Here is a 20,475-nt window from a genome sequence, read left to right on the forward strand (position 1 = left end):
ATGAACCCGAATTTCCTGGATTTCGAACAGCCGATCGCCGACCTGCAAGCCAAGATCGAAGAGTTGCGCTTGGTCGGTAATGACAATTCGCTGAATATCGGCGATGAGATCTCCCGCCTGCAGGACAAGAGCAGCACGCTGACCGAAGACATCTTCGGCAAACTGACCAGCTGGCAGATCGCTCGTCTGGCGCGTCACCCGCGTCGTCCGTACACCCTGGACTACATCGAACATATCTTCACCGAGTTCGATGAGTTGCACGGCGACCGTCACTTCTCCGACGACGCTGCCATCGTTGGCGGTGTTGCCCGTCTGGACGACCAGCCGGTGATGGTTATCGGTCACCAGAAAGGTCGCGAAGTGCGCGAGAAGGTTCGCCGCAACTTCGGCATGCCGCGTCCGGAAGGCTACCGCAAAGCGTGTCGCCTGATGGAAATGGCCGAGCGTTTCAAAATGCCGATCCTGACCTTCATCGACACCCCGGGCGCTTACCCTGGCATCGACGCCGAAGAGCGCAACCAGAGCGAAGCGATTGCCTGGAACCTGCGCGTCATGGCTCGCCTGAAAACCCCAATCATCGCCACCGTGATCGGTGAGGGTGGTTCCGGTGGTGCGCTGGCAATCGGCGTCTGCGATCAGCTGAACATGCTGCAATATTCGACCTACGCGGTGATTTCGCCGGAAGGTTGCGCCTCGATTCTGTGGAAAACTTCCGAGAAAGCTCCGGATGCCGCTGAAGCGATGGGCATCACTGCCGAGCGCCTGAAGGGCCTGGGCATTGTCGATAAAGTGATCGGCGAGCCGTTGGGCGGCGCTCATCGTGATCCGGCCGCTGCCGCTGCCTCGATCCGCGCCGAGCTGAGCTCGCAACTGGCGATGCTGAAGAAGTTCGACAACGACGCGCTGCTGGCCCGTCGCTACGAGCGTCTGATGAGCTACGGTCTCTGATCTACGGCTGACTTTTGTCCTGGGTTGCCGATCAAAAGATCGCAGCCTTCGTCAGCTTCTACATGTATCCCCTGTAGGAGCTGCCGCAGGCTGCGATCCTGGCATTCTTGTTGGCAGAGGTGTTTTAAATGATTGCCCATTCAAACAGTGGCAATGATCTGCAAACCAGGCTTTTCAAGGTGCTTGCGCCTTGGCGCAATGCTACAATCTGGCGCATCGCCTTCTCCGGTGGTCTCGATTCCACCGTCCTGCTGCACCTTCTCGCACACCTCGCAAAAACCGAATCCTTGCCGGCGCTGACCGCCGTTCATGTCCACCACGGCCTGCAGGTTGCGGCTGATGCGTGGCCGGAACATTGTCAGTCGGTCTGTGATGCGTTGGGTGTGCCGCTGGAGGTTGTGCGTGTTCAGGTTGAGCCTGGCGCCAGCCTTGAGCGCGCGGCGCGGGATGCGCGTTATGGCGCCTTCATCGCGGCGACTCACGCCGGTGAAGTGCTGCTCACTGGCCAGCACCGTGACGATCAAGCGGAAACCCTGCTGTTTCGGCTGATGCGCGGGGCAGGGGTGAGAGGCTTGTCGGGAATGCCGAGCGAGCGTCCGTTGGGGCGTGGGCATCTGCTGCGCCCGTTACTGGATGTCACGCGCGCCGAGCTTGAGGCCTACGCCGCTGAACATCAGTTGAGCTGGATCGAAGATCCGTCGAATCAGGACCGGCAGTTCTCGCGCAATTACCTGCGTCATCAGGTGTTCCCGGTGTTGACCGCGCGCTGGCCGCAAGCGGTGGCGACCATGGCTCGCAGCGCTGCGCATCTGAGCGAAGCGCAGGGATTGCTCGACGAGCTGGCGCAAATTGATCTGGCCCAGGCCGGCACCGTCAGTGATTTCGATTGGCTGGGGTTGCCATCGCTGGAGCTGGCGCCCCTGGAAAAGCTCTCTGATGCACGCCAGCGCAATGCGCTGAGTCATTGGCTCAAACCGCTGACGTCTTTGCCGGACAGTGACCATTGGTCGGGTTGGGAGGATTTGCGCGATGCGACTGGCGATGCACGTCCGGTCTGGCGATTGGCGGCGGGCGAACTGCATCGCGCTGGTGGGCGTCTCTGGTGGTTGTCAGGTGGATGGCTGCGCACCCCGCCATCCCCGGTGTCCTGGGCGGACCCCTCGGTATTGCTGGCGTTGCCGGATAATGGTGTGCTCACACTCACTGGTCAGATCCCCGATGGCCCGTTGCAGATTCGCTATCGTGAGGGCGGCGAAGTCATGAATTTGCCCGATCGCGGTCACCGTGACTTGAAGCGTTTGCTCAACGAAAGCGGCGTGCCGGGCTTCGCCCGTGGCAGATTGCCGCTGGTCTACAGAGACGAGCAATTGCTGGCGGTGGCGAACCTGCTGGGGCTAAACGGAAGTGAGCGCAGTGGCTGGTATTTGCATTGGCAGCCGCCGATCGAAGATCAAGGTTTGAGCTGAAAGGGGCTTTCCGGTAGACTACGCTCCCTTCTTGATACAACTTCTGTGGATTCGCCTGAATCGCAGCAGTTGCCGATTACCAAGCAGTCTTTGCTGGGCGATTCCAAAAAATGTGTAGCGAGCAACCTACCGGTGTTTCATCTTCCGGTCTGTCCCAACGCGGCGGTTTTTTTGAAAGGTGCACTGTGATTAATGCAGGTGATCGGGGGCTTCGGCCTTCCTTCGCTTTCCCCGGCGGCTCGGACCGCTTTAACGCAGACTTCTAGGGTTTTTCATGACGCGCTACATATTCGTCACGGGCGGTGTTGTTTCTTCATTGGGGAAAGGCATTGCCTCGGCTTCATTGGCGGCCATCCTGGAGGCGCGGGGACTTAAGGTCACCATGCTGAAGCTGGACCCGTACATCAACGTTGACCCGGGCACCATGAGCCCGTTCCAGCACGGTGAAGTGTTCGTCACCCACGACGGCGCCGAGACCGACCTGGACCTGGGCCACTACGAGCGGTTCATCCGCACGACCATGACCCAGAACAACAACTTCACCACTGGCCGTGTCTACGAACACGTCCTGCGCAAAGAGCGCCGTGGTGATTACCTGGGCGCAACCATTCAGGTGATCCCGCACATCACCGACGAAATCAAGCGCCGGATCATCAAGGGCGCCGGCGATGCCGACGTGGCCATGGTCGAGATCGGTGGCACCGTGGGTGACATCGAGTCGCAACCGTTCCTCGAAGCGATCCGTCAATTGCGTTTCGAAGTCGGGGCCAAGCGCGCGATGCTGATGCACCTGACACTGGTGCCGTACATCGCCACTGCCGGTGAAACCAAAACCAAGCCAACCCAGCACTCGGTCAAGGAACTGCGTTCCATCGGCCTGCAGCCTGACGTGCTGGTGTGCCGCTCCGATCACCCGATCGACATTTCTTCGCGTCGCAAGATCGCGCAGTTCACCAACGTTGAAGAACGTGCGGTGATTGCGCTGGAAGACGCCGACACCATCTACAAGATCCCGGGCATTCTGCACTCCCAGGGCCTGGATGATTTCGTTGTCGAGCGTTTCGGCCTGCAATGCGACAGCGCCGATCTGTCCGAGTGGGAAGCGGTGGTTGACGCCAAGCTGAACCCGGAGCACGAAGTCACCATCGCCATGGTCGGCAAGTACATGGAACTGCTGGACGCCTACAAGTCGCTGATCGAAGCGATGAGTCACGCCGGCATCAGCAACCGCACCAAGGTCAACCTGCGCTACATCGATTCCGAAGACATCGAAAACCAGGGCACTGCTCTGCTGGAAGGTGTCGACGCGATTCTGGTGCCGGGCGGCTTCGGTCTGCGTGGCGTTGAAGGCAAGATCACTGCCGTTCAATACGCTCGCGAAAACAAGGTTCCATACCTGGGCATCTGCCTGGGCATGCAAGTGGCCGTTATCGAGTTCGCTCGTAACGTCATGGGCTGGAAAGACGCCAACTCCACCGAGTTCGATCGCACCAGCGGTCACCCGGTGGTAGGTCTGATCACCGAGTGGGAAGACGCCACCGGCGCGGTCGAAACCCGTACCGAAGCGTCTGACCTGGGCGGCACCATGCGCCTCGGCGCCCAGGATTGCCTGCTTGAGCCAGGTTCCCTGGTGCACGATTGCTACGCCAAGGACGTGATCGTCGAGCGTCACCGTCATCGCTACGAGGTGAACAACAACCTGCTGCCGCAAATCATCGAGGCCGGCCTGAAAATCTCCGGTCGTTCCGGTGATGGCGCGCTGGTTGAAGTGGTTGAGGCACCGGATCACCCATGGTTCGTCGCTTGCCAGTTCCACCCCGAGTTCACCTCGACGCCACGCGACGGTCACCCGTTGTTCAGCGGTTTCGTTAAAGCCGCTTTGGCTCAACACCAGAAGAAGGCGTAAACCTTATGGCGCAGAAGATCATCCGCGTAGGCGATATCGAGATTGCCAACGACAAGCCAATGGTGCTGTTCGGTGGCATGAACGTGCTGGAAAGCCGTGACATGGCGATGCAGGTCTGCGAAGAGTACGTAAAGGTCACCGAAAAACTCGGTATCCCTTACGTGTTCAAAGCCAGTTTCGACAAGGCGAACCGGTCTTCTGTGACCTCTTACCGTGGCCCCGGCCTGGAAGAGGGCATGCGGATTTTCCAGGACATCAAGCAGGCCTTCGGCGTGCCGATCATCACCGACGTCCACGAGCCTGATCAGGCCGCGGTCGTCGCTGAAGTCTGCGACATCATCCAGCTGCCGGCCTTCCTGTCGCGCCAGACCGACCTCGTGGTCGCGATGGCCAAGACCGGCGCGGTGATCAACATCAAGAAAGCCCAGTTCCTCGCGCCTCAGGAAATGAAACACATCCTGAACAAATGCGTGGAAGCCGGTAACGATCAGTTGATCCTCTGTGAACGTGGTTCGAGCTTCGGCTACAACAATCTCGTGGTCGACATGCTCGGCTTCGGCATCATGAAGCAGTTCGAATACCCGGTGTTCTTCGACGTGACCCACGCGCTGCAAATGCCCGGCGGTCGCTCCGATTCCGCCGGCGGTCGTCGTGGCCAGGTCACTGACCTCGCCAAGGCCGGCATGAGCCAGTCGCTGGCCGGGCTGTTCCTCGAAGCCCACCCGGACCCGGACAACGCCAAATGCGACGGCCCTTGCGCCCTGCGTCTGGACAAACTGGAGCCATTCCTGGCCCAGCTCAAAGCACTGGACGAACTGGTGAAGAGTTTTCCGACGGTAGAAACCGCGTAAACCTCAATTCTCCGGTAAAGTACCGCACGGTTTAAATGCTCAGGCCCTCGGGCTTGAGCCTTATCGTCCGCAAGCCTGCCCGCTGTCTGTCACTTGCCGACGATAAAAGATTTCCTTCAGCTGCGTCGTTTTCGTCAACTTTGGAGTGTTTACAACAATGGCAAAAATCGTCGACATCAAAGGTCGTGAAGTTCTCGACTCCCGTGGCAATCCCACTGTGGAAGCAGACGTGCTTCTCGATAACGGCATCATCGGCAGCGCTTGCGCGCCATCCGGTGCTTCCACTGGCTCGCGTGAAGCGCTCGAGCTGCGTGATGGCGACAAGAGCCGTTACCTGGGTAAAGGCGTGCTCAAGGCCGTAGCCAACATCAACGGTCCGATCCGTGACCTGTTGCTGGGCAAAGACCCAAGCGACCAGAAAGCGCTGGATCACGCGATGATCAAGCTCGATGGCACCGAAAACAAAGCGACCCTGGGTGCCAACGCAATCCTCGCCGTTTCCCTGGCCGCGGCCAAGGCAGCCGCACAGGATCAGGACCTGCCGCTGTACGCTCACATCGCTAACCTGAACGGCACCCCGGGTGTTTACTCGATGCCGGTTCCGATGATGAACATCATCAACGGTGGCGAGCACGCCGATAACAACGTCGACATCCAGGAGTTCATGGTGCAGCCGGTTGGCGCCAAGTCTTTCTCGGAAGGTCTGCGCATGGGCACCGAGATTTTCCATCACCTCAAAGCTGTTCTGAAGGCCCGTGGCCTGAGCACTGCCGTTGGTGACGAAGGTGGTTTCGCGCCGAACCTGGCCTCCAACGAAGACGCTTTGAAAGTGATCTCCGAAGCCGTGGCCAACGCCGGTTACAAGCTGGGGACCGACGTGACCCTGGCTCTGGACTGCGCGGCCAGCGAATTCTACGAAGATGGCAAGTACAACCTGTCTGGCGAAGGCCAGGTGTTCACCGCTGAAGGTTTCGCCGACTACCTGAAAGGTCTGACCGAGCGTTACCCGATCATCTCCATCGAAGACGGTCTGGACGAGTCCGACTGGGCTGGCTGGAAAATCCTCACCGACAAGATCGGCGAGAAGACTCAGCTGGTAGGCGACGACCTGTTCGTGACCAACACCAAGATCCTGAAAGAAGGCATCGACAAAAAGATCGCCAACTCGATCCTGATCAAGTTCAACCAGATCGGCACCCTGACCGAAACCCTGGAAGCCATCCAGATGGCCAAGGCCGCTGGTTACACCGCCGTGATCTCGCACCGCTCCGGCGAAACCGAAGATTCGACCATTGCCGACCTGGCCGTGGGCACCTCGGCTGGCCAGATCAAGACCGGTTCGCTGTGCCGTTCCGACCGCGTTTCCAAGTACAACCAACTGCTGCGTATCGAAGAGCAGTTGAATGGCAAAGCCAAGTACAACGGCCGTAGCGAATTCCGCGGCTGAGTGGTAAACGATAAAAAGACACCGGATTGTGTCGGAAAAATCGCGACAGCGACGGATTTGCCACTAATCTGATGCCTTAAGAGCACAAGCCTGGTTCTTCCAGGCTTCGTGCTATCAGAAGCTTCAAAGTTTGGCATGGCTGTCTTTTTTCACTGGATACCTGATATTCGATGCGCAGTCCCAATTGGTTGTTCCTCGTCTTGCTCTTGCTGCTGGCCGGCCTGCAGTACCGCCTGTGGGTGGGTAATGGCAGTCTGGCGCAAGTGGCCGAACTGAAGCAGCAGATTGCGGATCAACACGCCGAGAACGAGGCGTTGCTGGAGCGCAACCGAGTGATGGACGCCGAAGTCAGTGAGTTGAAAAAGGGCATGGAGACCGTTGAAGAGCGGGCTCGCCATGAGTTGGGCATGGTCAAGGATGGTGAAACCCTTTACCAGTTGGCCCAATGATTGAGTCGTTACCGGCCTTCTGGGCCGTGATTCCTGCTGCGGGCGTCGGTGCCCGTATGGCCGCGGACCGTCCCAAGCAATACTTGCAGTTGGGCGGGCGCACTATTCTCGAACACAGCCTCGGCTGTTTCCTCGATCATCCTGCCCTGAAGGGGTTGGTGGTCAGTCTTGCCATCGATGATCCTTACTGGCCGAACCTGGCCTGTGCTGCCGATCCGCGTATTCAGCGGGTTGAGGGCGGCGCCGAGCGTTCCGGCTCAGTGCTCAACGCCTTGCTGCATCTGCATGCCCAGGGTGCTGACGATGAGGATTGGGTGTTGGTTCACGATGCCGCGCGACCGAATCTGGCGCGCGATGATCTCGATAAATTGCTCAGTGTACTGGCTGACGATCCAGTGGGCGGCCTATTGGCGGTACCTGTGCGCGACACCCTCAAACGGGTCGACAAGCACGGGCGTGTGCTGGAAACGGTGGATCGCAGTGTGATCTGGCAGGCCTATACGCCTCAGATGTTCCGCCTTGGAGCATTGCATCGTGCGTTGGCGGATAGCCTGGTGGCGGATGCTGTCATCACCGATGAAGCCTCGGCGATGGAGTGGGCAGGTATGGCACCCCGTTTGATCGAAGGTCGATCCGATAACATTAAAGTCACTCGCCCCGAAGACCTGGAATGGTTGCGCCAGCGTTGGGCGAACCGTCGTTAAAAGATCGCAGCCTATGCAGGAGCTGCCGCAGGCTGCGATCTTTTACTCTTAAAACCGATACTCCGGCCGTTCGGCCAACCCTTCCTTCAAATAATCCACCAACTTGCGCACCTTCGGCGACAGATGCCGCTGCTGCGGATAAAGCGCCCAAACCGCTGTGTTCGGCGGTTGGTGGGCTTCCAGCAGCGAGATCAATTCGCCGTTTTTCAGGTGCTCCAGCACGTAGTAATCCGGCAACTGACACAACCCAACCCCTTGTAGCGCGGCATCCAGCACCGCCTGCCCACTATTGCAGCGCCAGTTTCCCTGTACTCGCTGGGAAAATTCCCGCCCGTTCTGTTCCAGTTGCCAGATATCCGAGCTGCCGATGAGGCAGTTGTGGCGACTCAGTTCCGACAAGCTGTGTGGGCGACCATACCGTTCCAGGTAGGACGGTGAGGCGCACAGGTACATGCGCCGTGGTGCCAAACGGGTCGCGACCAATCTTGAATCCTGTAGACGGCCAAGTCGGATGGCCAGGTCCAGCCCTTCGTGTACCAGATCGAGCGGGCGGTTGCTCAGTTCGATGTCGACACGCAGTTGCGGATACATGCCCATGAAGCGAGTCACCAGCGGCACGATGAATCGTTCGCCGTAGGCCACGGCACAAGTCATGCGCAGCATGCCCTTGGGTTCGCTGGTCAGGTCGCCGACAGCGCGCAATGCTTCTTCGCGGCCGTCCTGCAAACGTTGGCAATGTTGCAGAAAGGTTTGCCCGGCCTCGGTCAGCGTGACCCGGCGGGTGCTGCGATAGAGCAAGCGGGTTTGCAGGCGCTCTTCCAGTCGTACGATTTGGCGACTGATGTGGGAGGAAGACACCCCAAGGCGCTCAGCCGCGGCGGTGAATTGGCTACACTCGGCGACGGCGACGAACTCATCGATGCCTTCCCAGCGGTTTTCGGACATCAGGATTATCCCTGTATGGCAATAATGTTTTGCTTTTGTCCAGATTATTCATCGTAATCCGCTGTATTACACTCCCAGTCTCGTTTTTATTCACTGGAGAGTCAGCATGATCAAGTCGCGCGCCGCCGTTGCCTTCGAGGCCAAGAAGCCCCTCGAGATCGTTGAAGTCGATGTCGCCATGCCCAAGGCGGGCGAAGTCCTGCTGCGCGTCGTCGCTTCCGGTGTCTGCCATACCGATGCCTACACCCTCTCGGGCGCGGACCCGGAAGGTATCTTCCCGTCGATCCTGGGTCACGAAGGTGGCGCGGTGGTCGAAGCGATCGGCGAGGGCGTGACCTCGGTTGCCGTAGGTGACCATGTGATCCCGCTGTACACCCCGGAATGTGGCAAGTGCAAATTCTGTCTGTCGGGCAAAACCAACCTCTGCCAGGCGATTCGTGCAACCCAGGGTAAAGGCCTGATGCCGGACGGCACTTCGCGCTTTTCCTACAAGGGCGAAACGATTTTCCACTACATGGGCACCTCGACGTTTTCCGAGTACACCGTGCTGCCGGAAATCTCTGTCGCCAAAATTCCTAAAGAAGCACCGCTGGAAAAAGTCTGCCTGCTGGGCTGTGGCGTCACCACCGGCATCGGTGCAGTGATCAACACTGCCAAGGTCAAACCGGGTGACACCGTCGCCATCTTCGGTCTGGGCGGCATCGGACTGTCTGCCGTGATCGGCGCGGTCAAAGCCAAGGCTGGCCGGATCATCGCCATCGACATCAACCCTGCCAAGTTCGAAATCGCCAAGCAATTGGGCGCCACGGACTGCGTGAACCCGAAAGACTTCGATCGCCCGATCCAGGAAGTGATCGTCGACATGACCGATGGCGGCGTCGACTTCTCGTTCGAATGCATCGGCAACGTGCAGTTGATGCGTGCTGCACTTGAGTGCTGCCACAAAGGTTGGGGCGAGTCGGTCATCATCGGTGTGGCCGGTGCCGGCCAGGAAATCTCTACCCGTCCGTTCCAGTTGGTCACTGGTCGCGTCTGGCGCGGTTCGGCGTTCGGTGGTGTGCGCGGGCGTACCGAGTTGCCAAGTTACGTCGAAATGGCCCAGACCGGCGAGATCCCGCTGGATACCTTCATCACCCACACCATGGGCCTGGAAGATATCAACAAGGCGTTTGACCTGATGCATGAAGGCAAAAGCATCCGTAGCGTCATTCATTTCTGAGGTCGGTCATGAGCCTGGAAAATATCTCCTGCCAGAAAAGCTTCGGCGGCTGGCACAAGCGCTACCGGCACCGCTCCGACGTGCTCGGCTGCGACATGGTGTTTGCCGTGTACCTGCCGCCGCAAGCGGAGCAGGGCGGCAAGCTGCCGGTGCTGTACTGGTTGTCCGGCCTGACCTGCACCGACGAGAACTTCATGCAGAAGGCCGGCGCCATGCGCATGGCCGCCGAGCTTGGGCTGATCATCGTCGCGCCGGACACCAGCCCGCGCGGTCCCGAAGTGCCGGGTGATCCAGATGGCGCCTGGGACTTCGGTCTCGGTGCCGGGTTTTATCTGAATGCCACGCAGGAACCGTGGTCGCGGCACTATCGGATGCATGACTATGTCGTGCAGGAATTGCCGACATTGGTCGAAGCGCATTTCCCTGCATCGGACAAGCGCGGCATCAGCGGTCACTCCATGGGCGGCCACGGTGCGCTGGTCTGCGCGTTGCGCAATCCGGGGCGTTATCAGTCGGTATCGGCATTCTCGCCGATCAACAATCCGATCGATTGCCCGTGGGGGCAGAAAGCCTTTTCCCGCTACTTGGGCGAAGACCGTTCGAAGTGGCGCGAGTGGGATGCCTGTGCATTGATCGCCGAGGCCGACGAGAAGTTGCCGCTGCTGGTGGATCAGGGCGATCGCGACGATTTCCTCGCCACCCAGCTCAAGCCTGAAGCCCTGCAACAGGCGGCCAAACTGGCTGGTCACCCGCTGACGTTGCGTTTGCAACCGGGCTACGACCATAGCTATTTCTTCATCGCCAGTTTTATCGACGACCACTTGCAGCATCACGGACGCGCTCTAGGCCTCTAATGCAGGTAGAATCACGCCCTGACAAAAATCGGGGCGTTTTTTTATGCGTATTGGCCACGGCTATGATGTGCACCGTTTCGGTGAAGGCGATTTCATCACGCTGGGCGGTGTGCGGATTGCACACAGCTTCGGGCTGCTCGCCCATTCCGACGGTGATGTCCTGCTGCACGCCTTGAGCGATGCGTTGCTCGGCGCTGCCGCGCTGGGTGATATCGGCAAGCATTTTCCGGACACCGACCCGCAATTCAAGGGCGCCGACAGCCGTGCGCTGTTGCGTCATGTCGTCGCACTGATCCACGCCAAAGGCTGGAAAGTCGGCAACGTCGATAACACCATCGTCGCCCAGGCCCCGAAAATGGCCCCGCATATCGAATCGATGCGCGTGCTGATTGCCGCGGATCTTCAAGTTGAGTTGGATCAAGTGAACGTGAAAGCTACCACCACCGAGAAGCTTGGCTTTGTCGGTCGCGAAGAAGGTATTGCCGTGCACTCCGTTGCCTTGTTGCTGCGCGCATGAACGAGGCGCAATTGCTCGGCCCACGGGCCTATGGTGAAGCTCTAGGCAGCGCGGTGCTGAAAGCCACGGCGGAAGATTTCCAGGTCGATGAAGTCCTCGATATTCCCCTGAGCGGCGACGGCGAACACCTGTGGATCTGGGTAGAAAAGCGCGGTCTGAATACCGAAGAAGCGGCACGGCGGATTGCCAAGGCCGCGGGCGTGCCGTTGCGTACTGTCAGCTATGCGGGCCTCAAGGACCGTCAGGCGCTGACTCGCCAGTGGTTCAGCGTGCAACTGCCCGGCAAGGCTGATCCAGATCTGTCGGCAGCGGAAAACGACACGCTGAAGATTCTCAAAACCGGTCGGCACAGACGCAAGCTGCAACGCGGTGCCCATTCGGCCAACGGCTTCACCTTGCGTCTGACCCAGTTTGCGGGCGACAAGGCGGCGATCGAAGAGCGTCTGCAACTGATCGCCAGGCAAGGTATTCCCAATTATTTCGGCGCCCAGCGTTTCGGGCATGACGGCGGCAACGTCGTCGACGCCCGTGCCTGGGCAGCGCGCAAGGCCCTGCCGGAACAACGCAATGTGCGTTCGCGCCTGCTCTCCACTGCGCGCAGTTTTCTGTTTAATCAGGTGCTGGCAGCGCGTGTCGCCGATGGTACCTGGCAGCGTGCTCAGGTCGGCGATCTGCTGGCGTTCACCGACAGCCGCAGTTTCTTCCCGGCAGGTGAGGCCGAATGCAGCGACCCGCGTCTGGCGATTCTCGACTTGCACCCGACCGGCCCGCAGTGGGGCGAAGGTGACTCGCCGGCGTCGGGTGCTGTCCATGAACTGGAGCAGGCAATCGCCGCGCGCGAAGCGGACCTGCGCGATTGGTTGATTAACGCCGGAATGAGCCACGAACGTCGCATCCTGCGGCTGCCCATTGGCGGGTTGACGTGGCATTATCCCGAGCCTGACATTCTGCAACTGGAATTCGTCCTCCCGGCCGGATGCTTCGCCACCGTATTGGTGCGTGAACTCGTCGATCTGGTGCCGGTGGGGCAGACGGACAGCCCATGCGTATTCTGATTTCTAACGACGATGGGGTAACCGCACCCGGTCTCGCCGCGCTTTATGCTGCGCTGGCGGATTACACCGAATGCGTGGTTATCGCCCCGGACCAGGACAAAAGCGGCGCCAGCAGCTCGCTGACGCTCGACCGTCCGTTGCACCCGCATACCTTGGCCAATGGCTTTATCAGCCTCAACGGAACGCCCACCGATTGCGTGCACCTGGGGCTTAACGGCTTGCTGGAGTTTGAGCCGGACATGGTGGTTTCCGGTATTAACCTGGGTGCGAACCTGGGGGATGACGTGCTGTATTCCGGTACTGTGGCGGCGGCCCTTGAGGGACGTTTCCTGGAGCGTCCTTCGTTTGCCTTTTCGTTTGTCTCACGGCAAGTGGAGAACCTTCCCACGGCGGCCTATTTTGCGCGCAAAATGGTAGAGGCCCACGCGGACCTTGATCTGCCACCGCGCACGGTACTGAACGTGAACATTCCCAACTTGCCGCTGGAGCATATCCGCGGTATCCAGCTGACCCGCCTGGGCCATCGCGCCCGGGCCGCTGCGCCGATAAAAGTGGTCGATCCGCGCGGTAAATCCGGTTACTGGATCGCTGCGGCGGGGGACGCCGAAGATGGTGGTCCGGGCACCGATTTCCATGCGGTGATGCAAGGCTATGTTTCAATCACGCCACTGCAACTGGATCGCACCTTTAATGATGCCTTCAGAAGTCTCGATGGCTGGCTGGAGGGGCTGCGCTAATGGCTCGTGAACAAGACGATATTCTGCACCGCGGCATCGGGATGACCTCCCAGCGGACCCGTGAGCGTCTGATTCAACGCCTCTATGAAGAAGGGGTGTCCAACGCCAAGGTGCTGGAAGTCATCCGCCGCACACCGCGTCACCTGTTCGTCGATGAGGCGCTGGCCCACCGCGCTTACGAAGATACGGCGCTACCGATTGGCCATAACCAGACCATCTCCCAGCCTTATATGGTGGCACGCATGAGCGAGCTGCTGCTGGAGGCCGGCCCGCTGGACAAGGTGCTGGAAATCGGTACCGGTTCGGGTTACCAGACGGCGGTGCTGTCGCAACTGGTGGAGCGGGTTTTTTCCGTCGAGCGCATCAAGGTTCTGCAGGATCGAGCCAAGGAGCGCCTGACGGAGCTGAACCTGCGCAATGTGGTATTTCGCTGGGGCGATGGCTGGGAAGGCTGGCCGGCGCTGGCGCCTTACAACGGCATCATTGTTACCGCCGTGGCCACCGACGTGCCTCAGGCGCTGCTCGATCAGTTGGCGCCGGGCGGGCGACTGGTGATTCCGGTCGGCTCTGGTGAAGTTCAGCAATTGATGCTGATCATCCGTGAAGAACAGGGCTTTTCCAGGCGTGTTCTGGGGGCGGTGCGCTTTGTGCCACTGCTCAACGGGCCGCTGGCCTGAGCATTTGTTTCAGCGTGCTGAATTCTCTTCGATTGCCCGGGTCTTACAGCGGCATCGATGGGTTAAACGGAATTCATCGTCAGGCAGCAAACGTGTGCGTGAAGCGAATCCGCTTCATTAAAGGTAAAGCCTGTTCGGCCCGTTATACTTGCGACATTTCGTGCCGAAACACGGCAATTCATATTTTCAGCCACCACAAAGGGAGCGGCGGGTGAGTCTCACAGTCGTTGCGCAGCGAATGGGTATAACGAGCTTTCAGCGTCTGGTGACTGGTCTTGTCTTGAGTACCTTGCTGGTCGGTTGCTCCAGCACCAAATCGAGTAGCGTGGGAGTTGTCGATCGCAACAATGCGGTCGCCCAGCGTCCGGCCGTCACCACCGGCCAGTACGTTGTTCGACCCAAGGACACGTTGTTCTCCATCGCCTTTCGCTACGGCTGGGACTACAAAGCCCTCGCGGCAAGGAACAACATTCCTACGCCTTACACGATCCATCCGGGTCAGACTATTCGCTTCGATGGTCGCAACGATTCAACGCCGACAGCGGTGGTGAGTTCGTCCAGTTCCTCGCCTTCGTCGTCGAGCAAAACCACGGTAATTCGGCGCCAGGCAAATGGCACAACGACCAGTACAACGGTGCTCGCACCGTCCGTCGCCAGCAAACCGGCACCCGCTCCACTGCCTCCTGCCGGTCCGGCCCCGACGGGCTGGGGGTGGCCTTCTAATGGCATTCTCATTGGAAAATTCTCTTCAAACGGTAGTTTGAATAAAGGAATTGATATCGCCGGAGATTTGGGACAGCCTGTTTTAGCTGCGTCTGATGGGACGGTGGTATACGCCGGGAGTGGCTTAAGGGGCTACGGCGAATTAGTCATCATCAAACACAGCGATACCTACGTCAGTGCCTACGGTCATAACCGCAGGCTGTTGGTTCGGGAGGGGCAGCAGGTCAAAGTCGGACAGACAATTGCCGAAATGGGGTCAACGGGTACAGACCGGGTGAAACTGCATTTTGAGATTCGCCGACAAGGTAAACCTGTAGATCCGCTGCAGTTCCTGCCACGTCGTTGATTTGTTAGCCAAGCCTGTTCCGTCACGTAGAGGGAACAGGCTCCAGCGTTGCCAGGGATCAAGGCGCCGCTTGAGCTTGAGGTCGAACTCACCAAAGGACTATAACAATGGCTCTCAGTAAAGAAGTGCCGGAGTTTGACATCGACGATGAGGTTCTCCTTATGGAGACCGGCATCGCTATGGATTCGATGTCGAATGATGAAGGGGATGCACCACCTTCCGTTCGTGCCAAATCCAGACACTCCGCTTCGTTAAAGCAACACAAGTACATCGACTACACCCGGGCACTCGATGCCACGCAGCTGTACCTCAACGAAATCGGCTTTTCCCCATTGCTCTCCCCGGAAGAAGAAGTTCATTTTGCGCGCCTGTCGCAAAGTGGTGATCCGGCCGGGCGCAAGCGCATGATTGAAAGCAACCTGCGGCTGGTGGTGAAAATCGCCCGGCGTTACGTCAATCGTGGGCTGTCGCTGCTGGACCTGATCGAAGAGGGTAACCTTGGCCTGATCCGGGCAGTGGAGAAGTTCGATCCAGAACGCGGCTTCCGCTTTTCGACCTACGCCACCTGGTGGATTCGTCAGACCATCGAACGCGCGATCATGAACCAGACCCGGACCATCCGGCTACCTATTCATGTGGTCAAAGAGCTCAACGTGTACTTGCGGGCTGCACGGGAGCTGACTCAAAAGCTCGACCATGAACCCTCACCCGAAGAAATTGCCAACCTGCTGGAGAAACCGGTAGGCGAGGTCAAGCGCATGCTTGGCCTGAACGAGCGGGTTTCTTCGGTCGACGTCTCGCTGGGTCCGGATTCGGATAAAACCCTGCTGGACACCCTGACCGACGACCGCCCGACCGATCCATGTGAACTGTTGCAGGATGACGACCTGTCGCAGAGCATCGATCAATGGCTCTCGGAGCTGACCGACAAACAACGCGAGGTGGTCGTACGCCGCTTCGGCTTGCGAGGTCACGAGAGCAGTACGCTTGAAGATGTCGGCCTGGAAATCGGCCTTACCCGGGAGCGGGTCAGGCAAATCCAGGTTGAAGGCCTCAAGCGTCTTCGGGAGATTCTCGAGAAAAACGGCCTGTCGAGTGAGTCGCTGTTCCAATAAGCCATTCGCTCAACCGGCAACAAAAAGCCCCGACTGGTTCGGGGCTTTTTGCTGTCGGGAAGATGAGAGGTGCGTTGGTATGGGCGCCACCTCAGGTTTGTAGTCTCGTGGTGTAAGTCTTGGCTTACTCTTTCGTAAGTGTTCATTATTTTTACACCCTGGCAGTTGTCTATTCGAAGGATGCTGTCTTTATAAATTGTTGATTTATATGCTTATTTTATTAAGTTAACAGCATATTACAGATGATTTCAGCCATAGCGGCCGATTGCTCTTGGTGGGGAATCCTCTAGTATTTGAACTGTGTCGACGGATAGACACGCCCTTCAAGGAAGAGGGGAACGGACATCGCAGGAAGCGATTCATCAGGACGATGAAAGGGAACACAGGGAATAAGGAAAAAATGTGGGCGGGTCAAACCGCCCCTTTTTTTTGCCTGCAGAAAAGCAAAAAGGCCCGCTAGGGGCCTTTTCGGGAACGCGAAGGAAATCAGCGTTCGAGGTGTTCGATCTTGCCTGGCTTGCCATCCCATTCAGCGGAATCGGGCAATGGATCTTTCCGTTCAGTGATGTTTGGCCATACCTCGGCCAATTCCATGTTCAGCTGAATGAAGTTTTCCATGCCGGCCGGCACTTCATCTTCAGAGAAGATGGCCACGGCAGGGCATTCTGGTTCGCACAGTGCGCAGTCGATGCACTCATCCGGGTGAATCACCAGGAAGTTCGGGCCTTCGTAAAAGCAGTCCACCGGACAGACTTCTACGCAGTCGGTGTACTTGCACTTGATGCAGTTGTCGGTGACGACGAAGGTCATTTCTAATTTTCTCCTCAGGCGGCGGCAGCGGAGCCCCTTCAGGACGGGGTCGCCAGGTTCGGGAGCGATAGTCTGCAGGCCAGGCTATGAGCCTGCAGCATCCCAAACCGCGCGAGATTCTAACAGCTTGCAGGCAAGTGCGTTAGATCCGTGTCTTTAATGTATAGAGCATTTCCAAAGCCCTGCGCGGTGTCAGGTCATCCAGATCAAGTTTGGCCAGTTCATCCAGCACCGGGTGCGGCAGGCTGGCGAACATGTCGCTCTGCTGTGGCGCAACGGATTTGCCTTTGGCCGGCGTCGGCACTTCATGGGGCAGCGCTGTGGATTCCAGTCGGCTCAAGTGTTCACGGGCGCGCACGATCACTTCGCTCGGCACCCCGGCCAACTGTGCAACCGCCAGGCCATAGCTCTGGCTGGCAGGCCCAGGCAGCACGTGGTGCAGGAACACGATGCGTTCGTTGTGCTCGGTGGCATTGAGGTGCACGTTGGCTACCAGCGGCTGGGCTTCCGGCAGCACCGTCAGCTCAAAATAGTGGGTGGCGAACAGCGTATAGGCCCGCAGCTGCGCCAGACGCTCGGCCGCGGCCCACGCCAGGGACAGACCATCGAAGGTGCTGGTGCCGCGACCGACTTCGTCCATCAGCACCAGGCTGCGCTCGGTGGCGTTGTGCAGGATGTTCGCGGTTTCGCTCATTTCGACCATGAAGGTCGAACGCCCGCCCGCCAAGTCATCGCTGGAACCGATCCGGGTAAAGATCCGGTCGACCAGGGACAATTCGCAACTGGCCGCCGGCACGAAGCTGCCAATGTGCGCCAGCAGCACGATCAACGCGGTCTGGCGCATGTAGGTGGATTTACCGCCCATGTTCGGACCGGTGATCACCAGCATGCGGGTGCTGTCATCGAGGCTCAGGTCGTTGGCCACGAACGGCGTGGTGAGCACTTGCTCGACCACCGGGTGACGACCCTGGCTGATGCGCATGCATGGCTCGCTGACGAAGCGCGGGCAGTTCAGGTCCAGGTTCAGCGCGCGCTCGGCGAGGTTGCTCAGCACGTCCAGCTCGGCCAGTGCGGCAGCGGTGTCCTGTAAGGGCGGCAATTGGGCGATCAGGTCTTCGAGCAGTGCTTCGTAGAGCATCTTCTCGCGCGCCAGGGCGCGGCTCTTGGCCGACAGCGCCTTGTCTTCGAACGCTTTCAGTTCCGGAGTGATGAAGCGCTCGGCGCCCTTGAGGGTCTGGCGACGGATATAGTCCGCCGGTGCCGACTCGGCCTGCTTGCTCGGCAACTCAATGAAGTAGCCGTGAATGCGGTTGTAACCGACCTTGAGGTTGGCCAGGCCGGTGCGGGCCTTTTCCCGGGCTTCCAGATCGATCAGGAACTGCCCGGCGTTTTCGCTGAGCGATTGCAGCTCGTCGAGTTCGCTGTCGTAACCGGTTTTCAACACGCCGCCGTCACGGATAACCGCTGGCGGGTTGTCGATAATGGCTTTTTCCAGCAGCGCCGCCAGTTCCGGATAGGTGCTGGTGGTCGTTGCCAGTTGAATGATGTGCGGAGCTTCAAGCTCGGCCATCGCCATCTGCAACTCTGGCAGTGCGCCTAGGGCATCGCGCAGGCGCGCCAGGTCACGAGGACGGGCATTGCGCAGGCCGATCCGTGCCAGAATCCGCTCGATGTCGCCGATTTCCTTGAGCTGCGGTTGCAGTTTCTCGAAACGATAACGGTCCAGCAGGCAGGTGATCGACGTCTGGCGTGCCAGCAGTACGGTCAAATCCCGCAGCGGACGGTTCAGCCAGCGGGTCAGCAAACGGCTGCCCATGGCGGTCTGGCAGCGGTCGACCACCGATTGCAACGTATTGTCGCGACCACCGGCCAGGTTGGTGTCCAGCTCCAGGTTACGACGGCTCGCGCCGTCCAGCACCACGGTGTCGTCCAGGCGTTCATGACGCAGGCTGCGCAAGTGCGGCAGGGCAGTGCGCTGGGTTTCCTTGGCGTAGCTGAGCAGGCAGCCAGCAGCGCCGATGGCCAGGGTCAGGTTCTCGCAGCCGAAACCCTTCAGGTCCTGGGTGGAAAACTGCTGGCAAAGACTTTTCAGCGCCGAGTCGCGCTCGAAATCCCACGGCGCACGGCGACGGACCCCACGACGTTTCTCCGCTGGCAAGTCCTTCGGCCAGTCGTCCGGGATCATCAGCTCAACCGGGTTGACCCGCTCCAGTTCCGCCAGCAGGTTTTCCCAGCCCTTGATCTCCAGCACCGTGAAGTTGCCGCTGGTGATGTCCAGCACCGCCAGACCGAACAGACGCTCGTCCCCCAGCACCGCAGCGATCAGGTTGTCCCGACGCTCATCCAGCAGCGCTTCATCGCTGACCGTGCCGGGCGTGATGATGCGCACCACCTGACGATCCACCGGGCCTTTGCTGGTGGCCGGGTCGCCGACCTGTTCACAGATCACCACCGATTCACCGAGCTTCACCAGTTTCGCCAGGTAACCTTCCGCAGCGTGGTAAGGAATCCCACACATCGGAATCGCCTGACCCGCCGATTGCCCACGAGCCGTCAGGGTGATGTCCAGCAACTTGGCGGCCTTCTTCGCATCTTCATAGAAGATCTCGTAGAAGTCGCCCATGCGATAGAACATCAGCTGGTCGGGGTGCTGGTTCTTCAGGCGCCAGTATTGCTGCATCATTGGCGTGTGGGAGGACAGATCGGAGACGGCTTTATTCATCGGATATAGGCAAATTCGTTGAAAGGTGTGGGGCAAAGGAGGGGCGTCAGCCCGGCTTTTCCGCGATAGGCGCAAGGTTACCATGGGCGGTCCGCCCGACGCAGGCATGAAAGCCTCAAGGCAAGTATTCGCGGTCTATGCACAAATTATGCAATTTGGCATTTGTCTTCCGAAAAAAGATCAAGCACTATTCGCGTTATGCAAAAACGCAATGTTTCTACCGTCTTAAGAGCGCTGCTCGATCAGCACGGGATCTCCCCCACGGAGCTTCACCGTCGCACCGGCGTGCCTCAATCCACTCTCTCGCGCATCCTCAGCGGGAAGATCGTCGATCCCTCGGATAAACATATCTCGAAGATTGCCGAATACTTTGCTGTGAGCACCGATCAGTTGCGGGGCCGCGCGGATGTCGCGCCGGCTGCCAGCGCCGGGCGCGATGAATTGCATTCGGAACTCAAGGACATAAGCCTGTGGGACGACGATACGCCTGTCGATGACGATGAGGTGTCGGTCCCCTTTCTTCGCGAGGTTGAATTGGCTGCTGGATCAGGAAGATTCGTCATCGAAGAGAGCGAGCGCTCTAGCCTGCGCTTCGGCAAGCGCAGCTTGCGCCACAACGGTGTGCAGTTCGACCAGGCCAAATGCGTGACCGTGCGTGGCAACAGCATGTTGCCGGTACTGCGCGACGGCGCCACGGTGGGGGTGAATGCCGGTAAATGCGGGATCGGCGACATCATCGACGGCGACCTGTACGCCATCAACCACAACGGCCAGTTGCGGGTGAAACAGCTTTATCGCCTGCCGACCGGGATTCGCCTGCGCAGCTTCAATCGGGATGAGCATCCGGACGAGGACTACAGCTTCCAGGAAATCCAGGAGGAGCAAATTGTCATCCTTGGTCACGTCTTCTGGTGGGGCATGTACGCCCGTTAACCTCACCGCTGTCAGATAAAACCCGTCGCCCGACGGGTTTTTTTTCGCCTG

At 59.1% G+C, this 20,475-nt stretch carries 19 protein-coding genes; 16 read left to right on the plus strand and 3 right to left on the minus strand.

The window, feature by feature from the left end:
* The 7 genes from PMI21_RS06790 (at position 1) to ispD (ending at position 7,771) form a co-directional block, all read left to right on the plus strand.
* On the plus strand, positions 1-948 hold the full coding sequence (locus tag PMI21_RS06790) for an acetyl-CoA carboxylase carboxyltransferase subunit alpha (RefSeq protein WP_007940516.1): 948 nt from the start codon (positions 1-3) through the stop codon (positions 946-948).
* A gap of 128 nt (positions 949-1,076) precedes the next feature.
* Complete coding sequence (tilS, locus tag PMI21_RS06785) at positions 1,077-2,414, plus strand: tRNA lysidine(34) synthetase TilS (RefSeq protein ID WP_007940517.1); 1,338 nt, start codon at positions 1,077-1,079, stop codon at positions 2,412-2,414.
* Positions 2,415-2,688: 274 nt separating this feature from the next.
* Positions 2,689-4,320, plus strand: a complete 1,632-nt coding sequence (locus tag PMI21_RS06780; RefSeq protein WP_007940520.1) for a CTP synthase — start codon at positions 2,689-2,691, stop codon at positions 4,318-4,320.
* Between the two features lie 5 nt (positions 4,321-4,325).
* The gene (kdsA, locus tag PMI21_RS06775) at positions 4,326-5,171 is read left to right on the plus strand and encodes a 3-deoxy-8-phosphooctulonate synthase (protein WP_007940521.1); all 846 of its coding nucleotides are present in this window, start codon (positions 4,326-4,328) and stop codon (positions 5,169-5,171) included.
* 157 nt (positions 5,172-5,328) lie between these two features.
* Complete coding sequence (gene eno / locus PMI21_RS06770; RefSeq protein WP_007940523.1) at positions 5,329-6,618, plus strand: phosphopyruvate hydratase; 1,290 nt, start codon at positions 5,329-5,331, stop codon at positions 6,616-6,618.
* Positions 6,619-6,788: 170 nt separating this feature from the next.
* Positions 6,789-7,067, plus strand: coding sequence for a cell division protein FtsB (ftsB, locus tag PMI21_RS06765; protein ID WP_007907178.1), 279 nt, complete (start codon positions 6,789-6,791; stop codon positions 7,065-7,067).
* Positions 7,064-7,771 (plus strand): 2-C-methyl-D-erythritol 4-phosphate cytidylyltransferase, encoded by a 708-nt coding sequence (gene ispD / locus PMI21_RS06760; protein WP_007940525.1) that lies wholly within the window; start codon positions 7,064-7,066, stop codon positions 7,769-7,771. Before ftsB ends, ispD begins: the two co-directional genes overlap by 4 nt.
* 48 nt (positions 7,772-7,819) lie before the next feature.
* Here the strand turns inward: ispD and PMI21_RS06755 are convergent, their stop codons facing one another.
* Entirely contained in the window at positions 7,820-8,716 is an 897-nt protein-coding gene (locus PMI21_RS06755; protein ID WP_007940526.1) for a LysR substrate-binding domain-containing protein, read from the minus strand.
* Between the two features lie 106 nt (positions 8,717-8,822).
* Here PMI21_RS06755 and PMI21_RS06750 point away from each other — a divergent pair, with 106 nt between their 5' ends.
* The 8 genes from PMI21_RS06750 to rpoS all read left to right on the plus strand — a co-directional run bounded on the left by PMI21_RS06750 (position 8,823) and on the right by rpoS (position 15,959).
* Positions 8,823-9,935, plus strand: coding sequence for an S-(hydroxymethyl)glutathione dehydrogenase/class III alcohol dehydrogenase (locus tag PMI21_RS06750; RefSeq protein ID WP_007907184.1), 1,113 nt, complete (start codon positions 8,823-8,825; stop codon positions 9,933-9,935).
* A gap of 8 nt (positions 9,936-9,943) precedes the next feature.
* Complete coding sequence (gene fghA, locus PMI21_RS06745) at positions 9,944-10,789, plus strand: S-formylglutathione hydrolase (protein WP_007940527.1); 846 nt, start codon at positions 9,944-9,946, stop codon at positions 10,787-10,789.
* 43 nt (positions 10,790-10,832) lie between these two features.
* Positions 10,833-11,306: a 2-C-methyl-D-erythritol 2,4-cyclodiphosphate synthase gene (gene ispF / locus PMI21_RS06740; RefSeq protein ID WP_007940528.1), complete on the plus strand. Its 474-nt coding sequence runs from the start codon at positions 10,833-10,835 to the stop codon at positions 11,304-11,306.
* A complete protein-coding gene (gene truD / locus PMI21_RS06735) occupies positions 11,303-12,361 on the plus strand; it encodes a tRNA pseudouridine(13) synthase TruD (protein ID WP_007940529.1) in 1,059 nt (352 codons plus the stop codon). The genes ispF and truD overlap by 4 nt, the downstream gene beginning before the upstream one ends.
* On the plus strand, positions 12,349-13,098 hold the full coding sequence (surE, locus tag PMI21_RS06730) for a 5'/3'-nucleotidase SurE (RefSeq protein WP_007940530.1): 750 nt from the start codon (positions 12,349-12,351) through the stop codon (positions 13,096-13,098). The genes truD and surE overlap by 13 nt, the downstream gene beginning before the upstream one ends.
* 41 nt (positions 13,099-13,139) lie before the next feature.
* Positions 13,140-13,775 (plus strand): protein-L-isoaspartate(D-aspartate) O-methyltransferase, encoded by a 636-nt coding sequence (locus PMI21_RS06725; protein ID WP_177318303.1) that lies wholly within the window; start codon positions 13,140-13,142, stop codon positions 13,773-13,775.
* Positions 13,776-13,986: 211 nt separating this feature from the next.
* Complete coding sequence (locus tag PMI21_RS29130) at positions 13,987-14,844, plus strand: peptidoglycan DD-metalloendopeptidase family protein (RefSeq protein WP_007940533.1); 858 nt, start codon at positions 13,987-13,989, stop codon at positions 14,842-14,844.
* A 107-nt stretch (positions 14,845-14,951) separates the two neighbouring features.
* Complete coding sequence (gene rpoS / locus PMI21_RS06715; protein WP_007940534.1) at positions 14,952-15,959, plus strand: RNA polymerase sigma factor RpoS; 1,008 nt, start codon at positions 14,952-14,954, stop codon at positions 15,957-15,959.
* Between the two features lie 486 nt (positions 15,960-16,445).
* Here the strand turns inward: rpoS and fdxA are convergent, their stop codons facing one another.
* Together fdxA and mutS are read right to left on the minus strand one after the other, a co-directional pair.
* Positions 16,446-16,769 (minus strand): ferredoxin FdxA, encoded by a 324-nt coding sequence (gene fdxA / locus PMI21_RS06710; RefSeq protein WP_007940535.1) that lies wholly within the window; start codon positions 16,767-16,769, stop codon positions 16,446-16,448.
* A 142-nt stretch (positions 16,770-16,911) separates the two neighbouring features.
* Positions 16,912-19,491: a DNA mismatch repair protein MutS gene (mutS, locus tag PMI21_RS06705; RefSeq protein ID WP_033064162.1), complete on the minus strand. Its 2,580-nt coding sequence runs from the start codon at positions 19,489-19,491 to the stop codon at positions 16,912-16,914.
* Between the two features lie 198 nt (positions 19,492-19,689).
* Here mutS and PMI21_RS06700 point away from each other — a divergent pair, with 198 nt between their 5' ends.
* Positions 19,690-20,424, plus strand: a complete 735-nt coding sequence (locus PMI21_RS06700; RefSeq protein ID WP_007940538.1) for an XRE family transcriptional regulator — start codon at positions 19,690-19,692, stop codon at positions 20,422-20,424.
* The last annotated feature ends 51 nt before the right edge of the window (positions 20,425-20,475 follow it).

The sequence above is a fragment of the Pseudomonas sp. GM18 genome, assembly GCF_000282195.1.
Lineage (GTDB): Bacteria > Pseudomonadota > Gammaproteobacteria > Pseudomonadales > Pseudomonadaceae > Aquipseudomonas.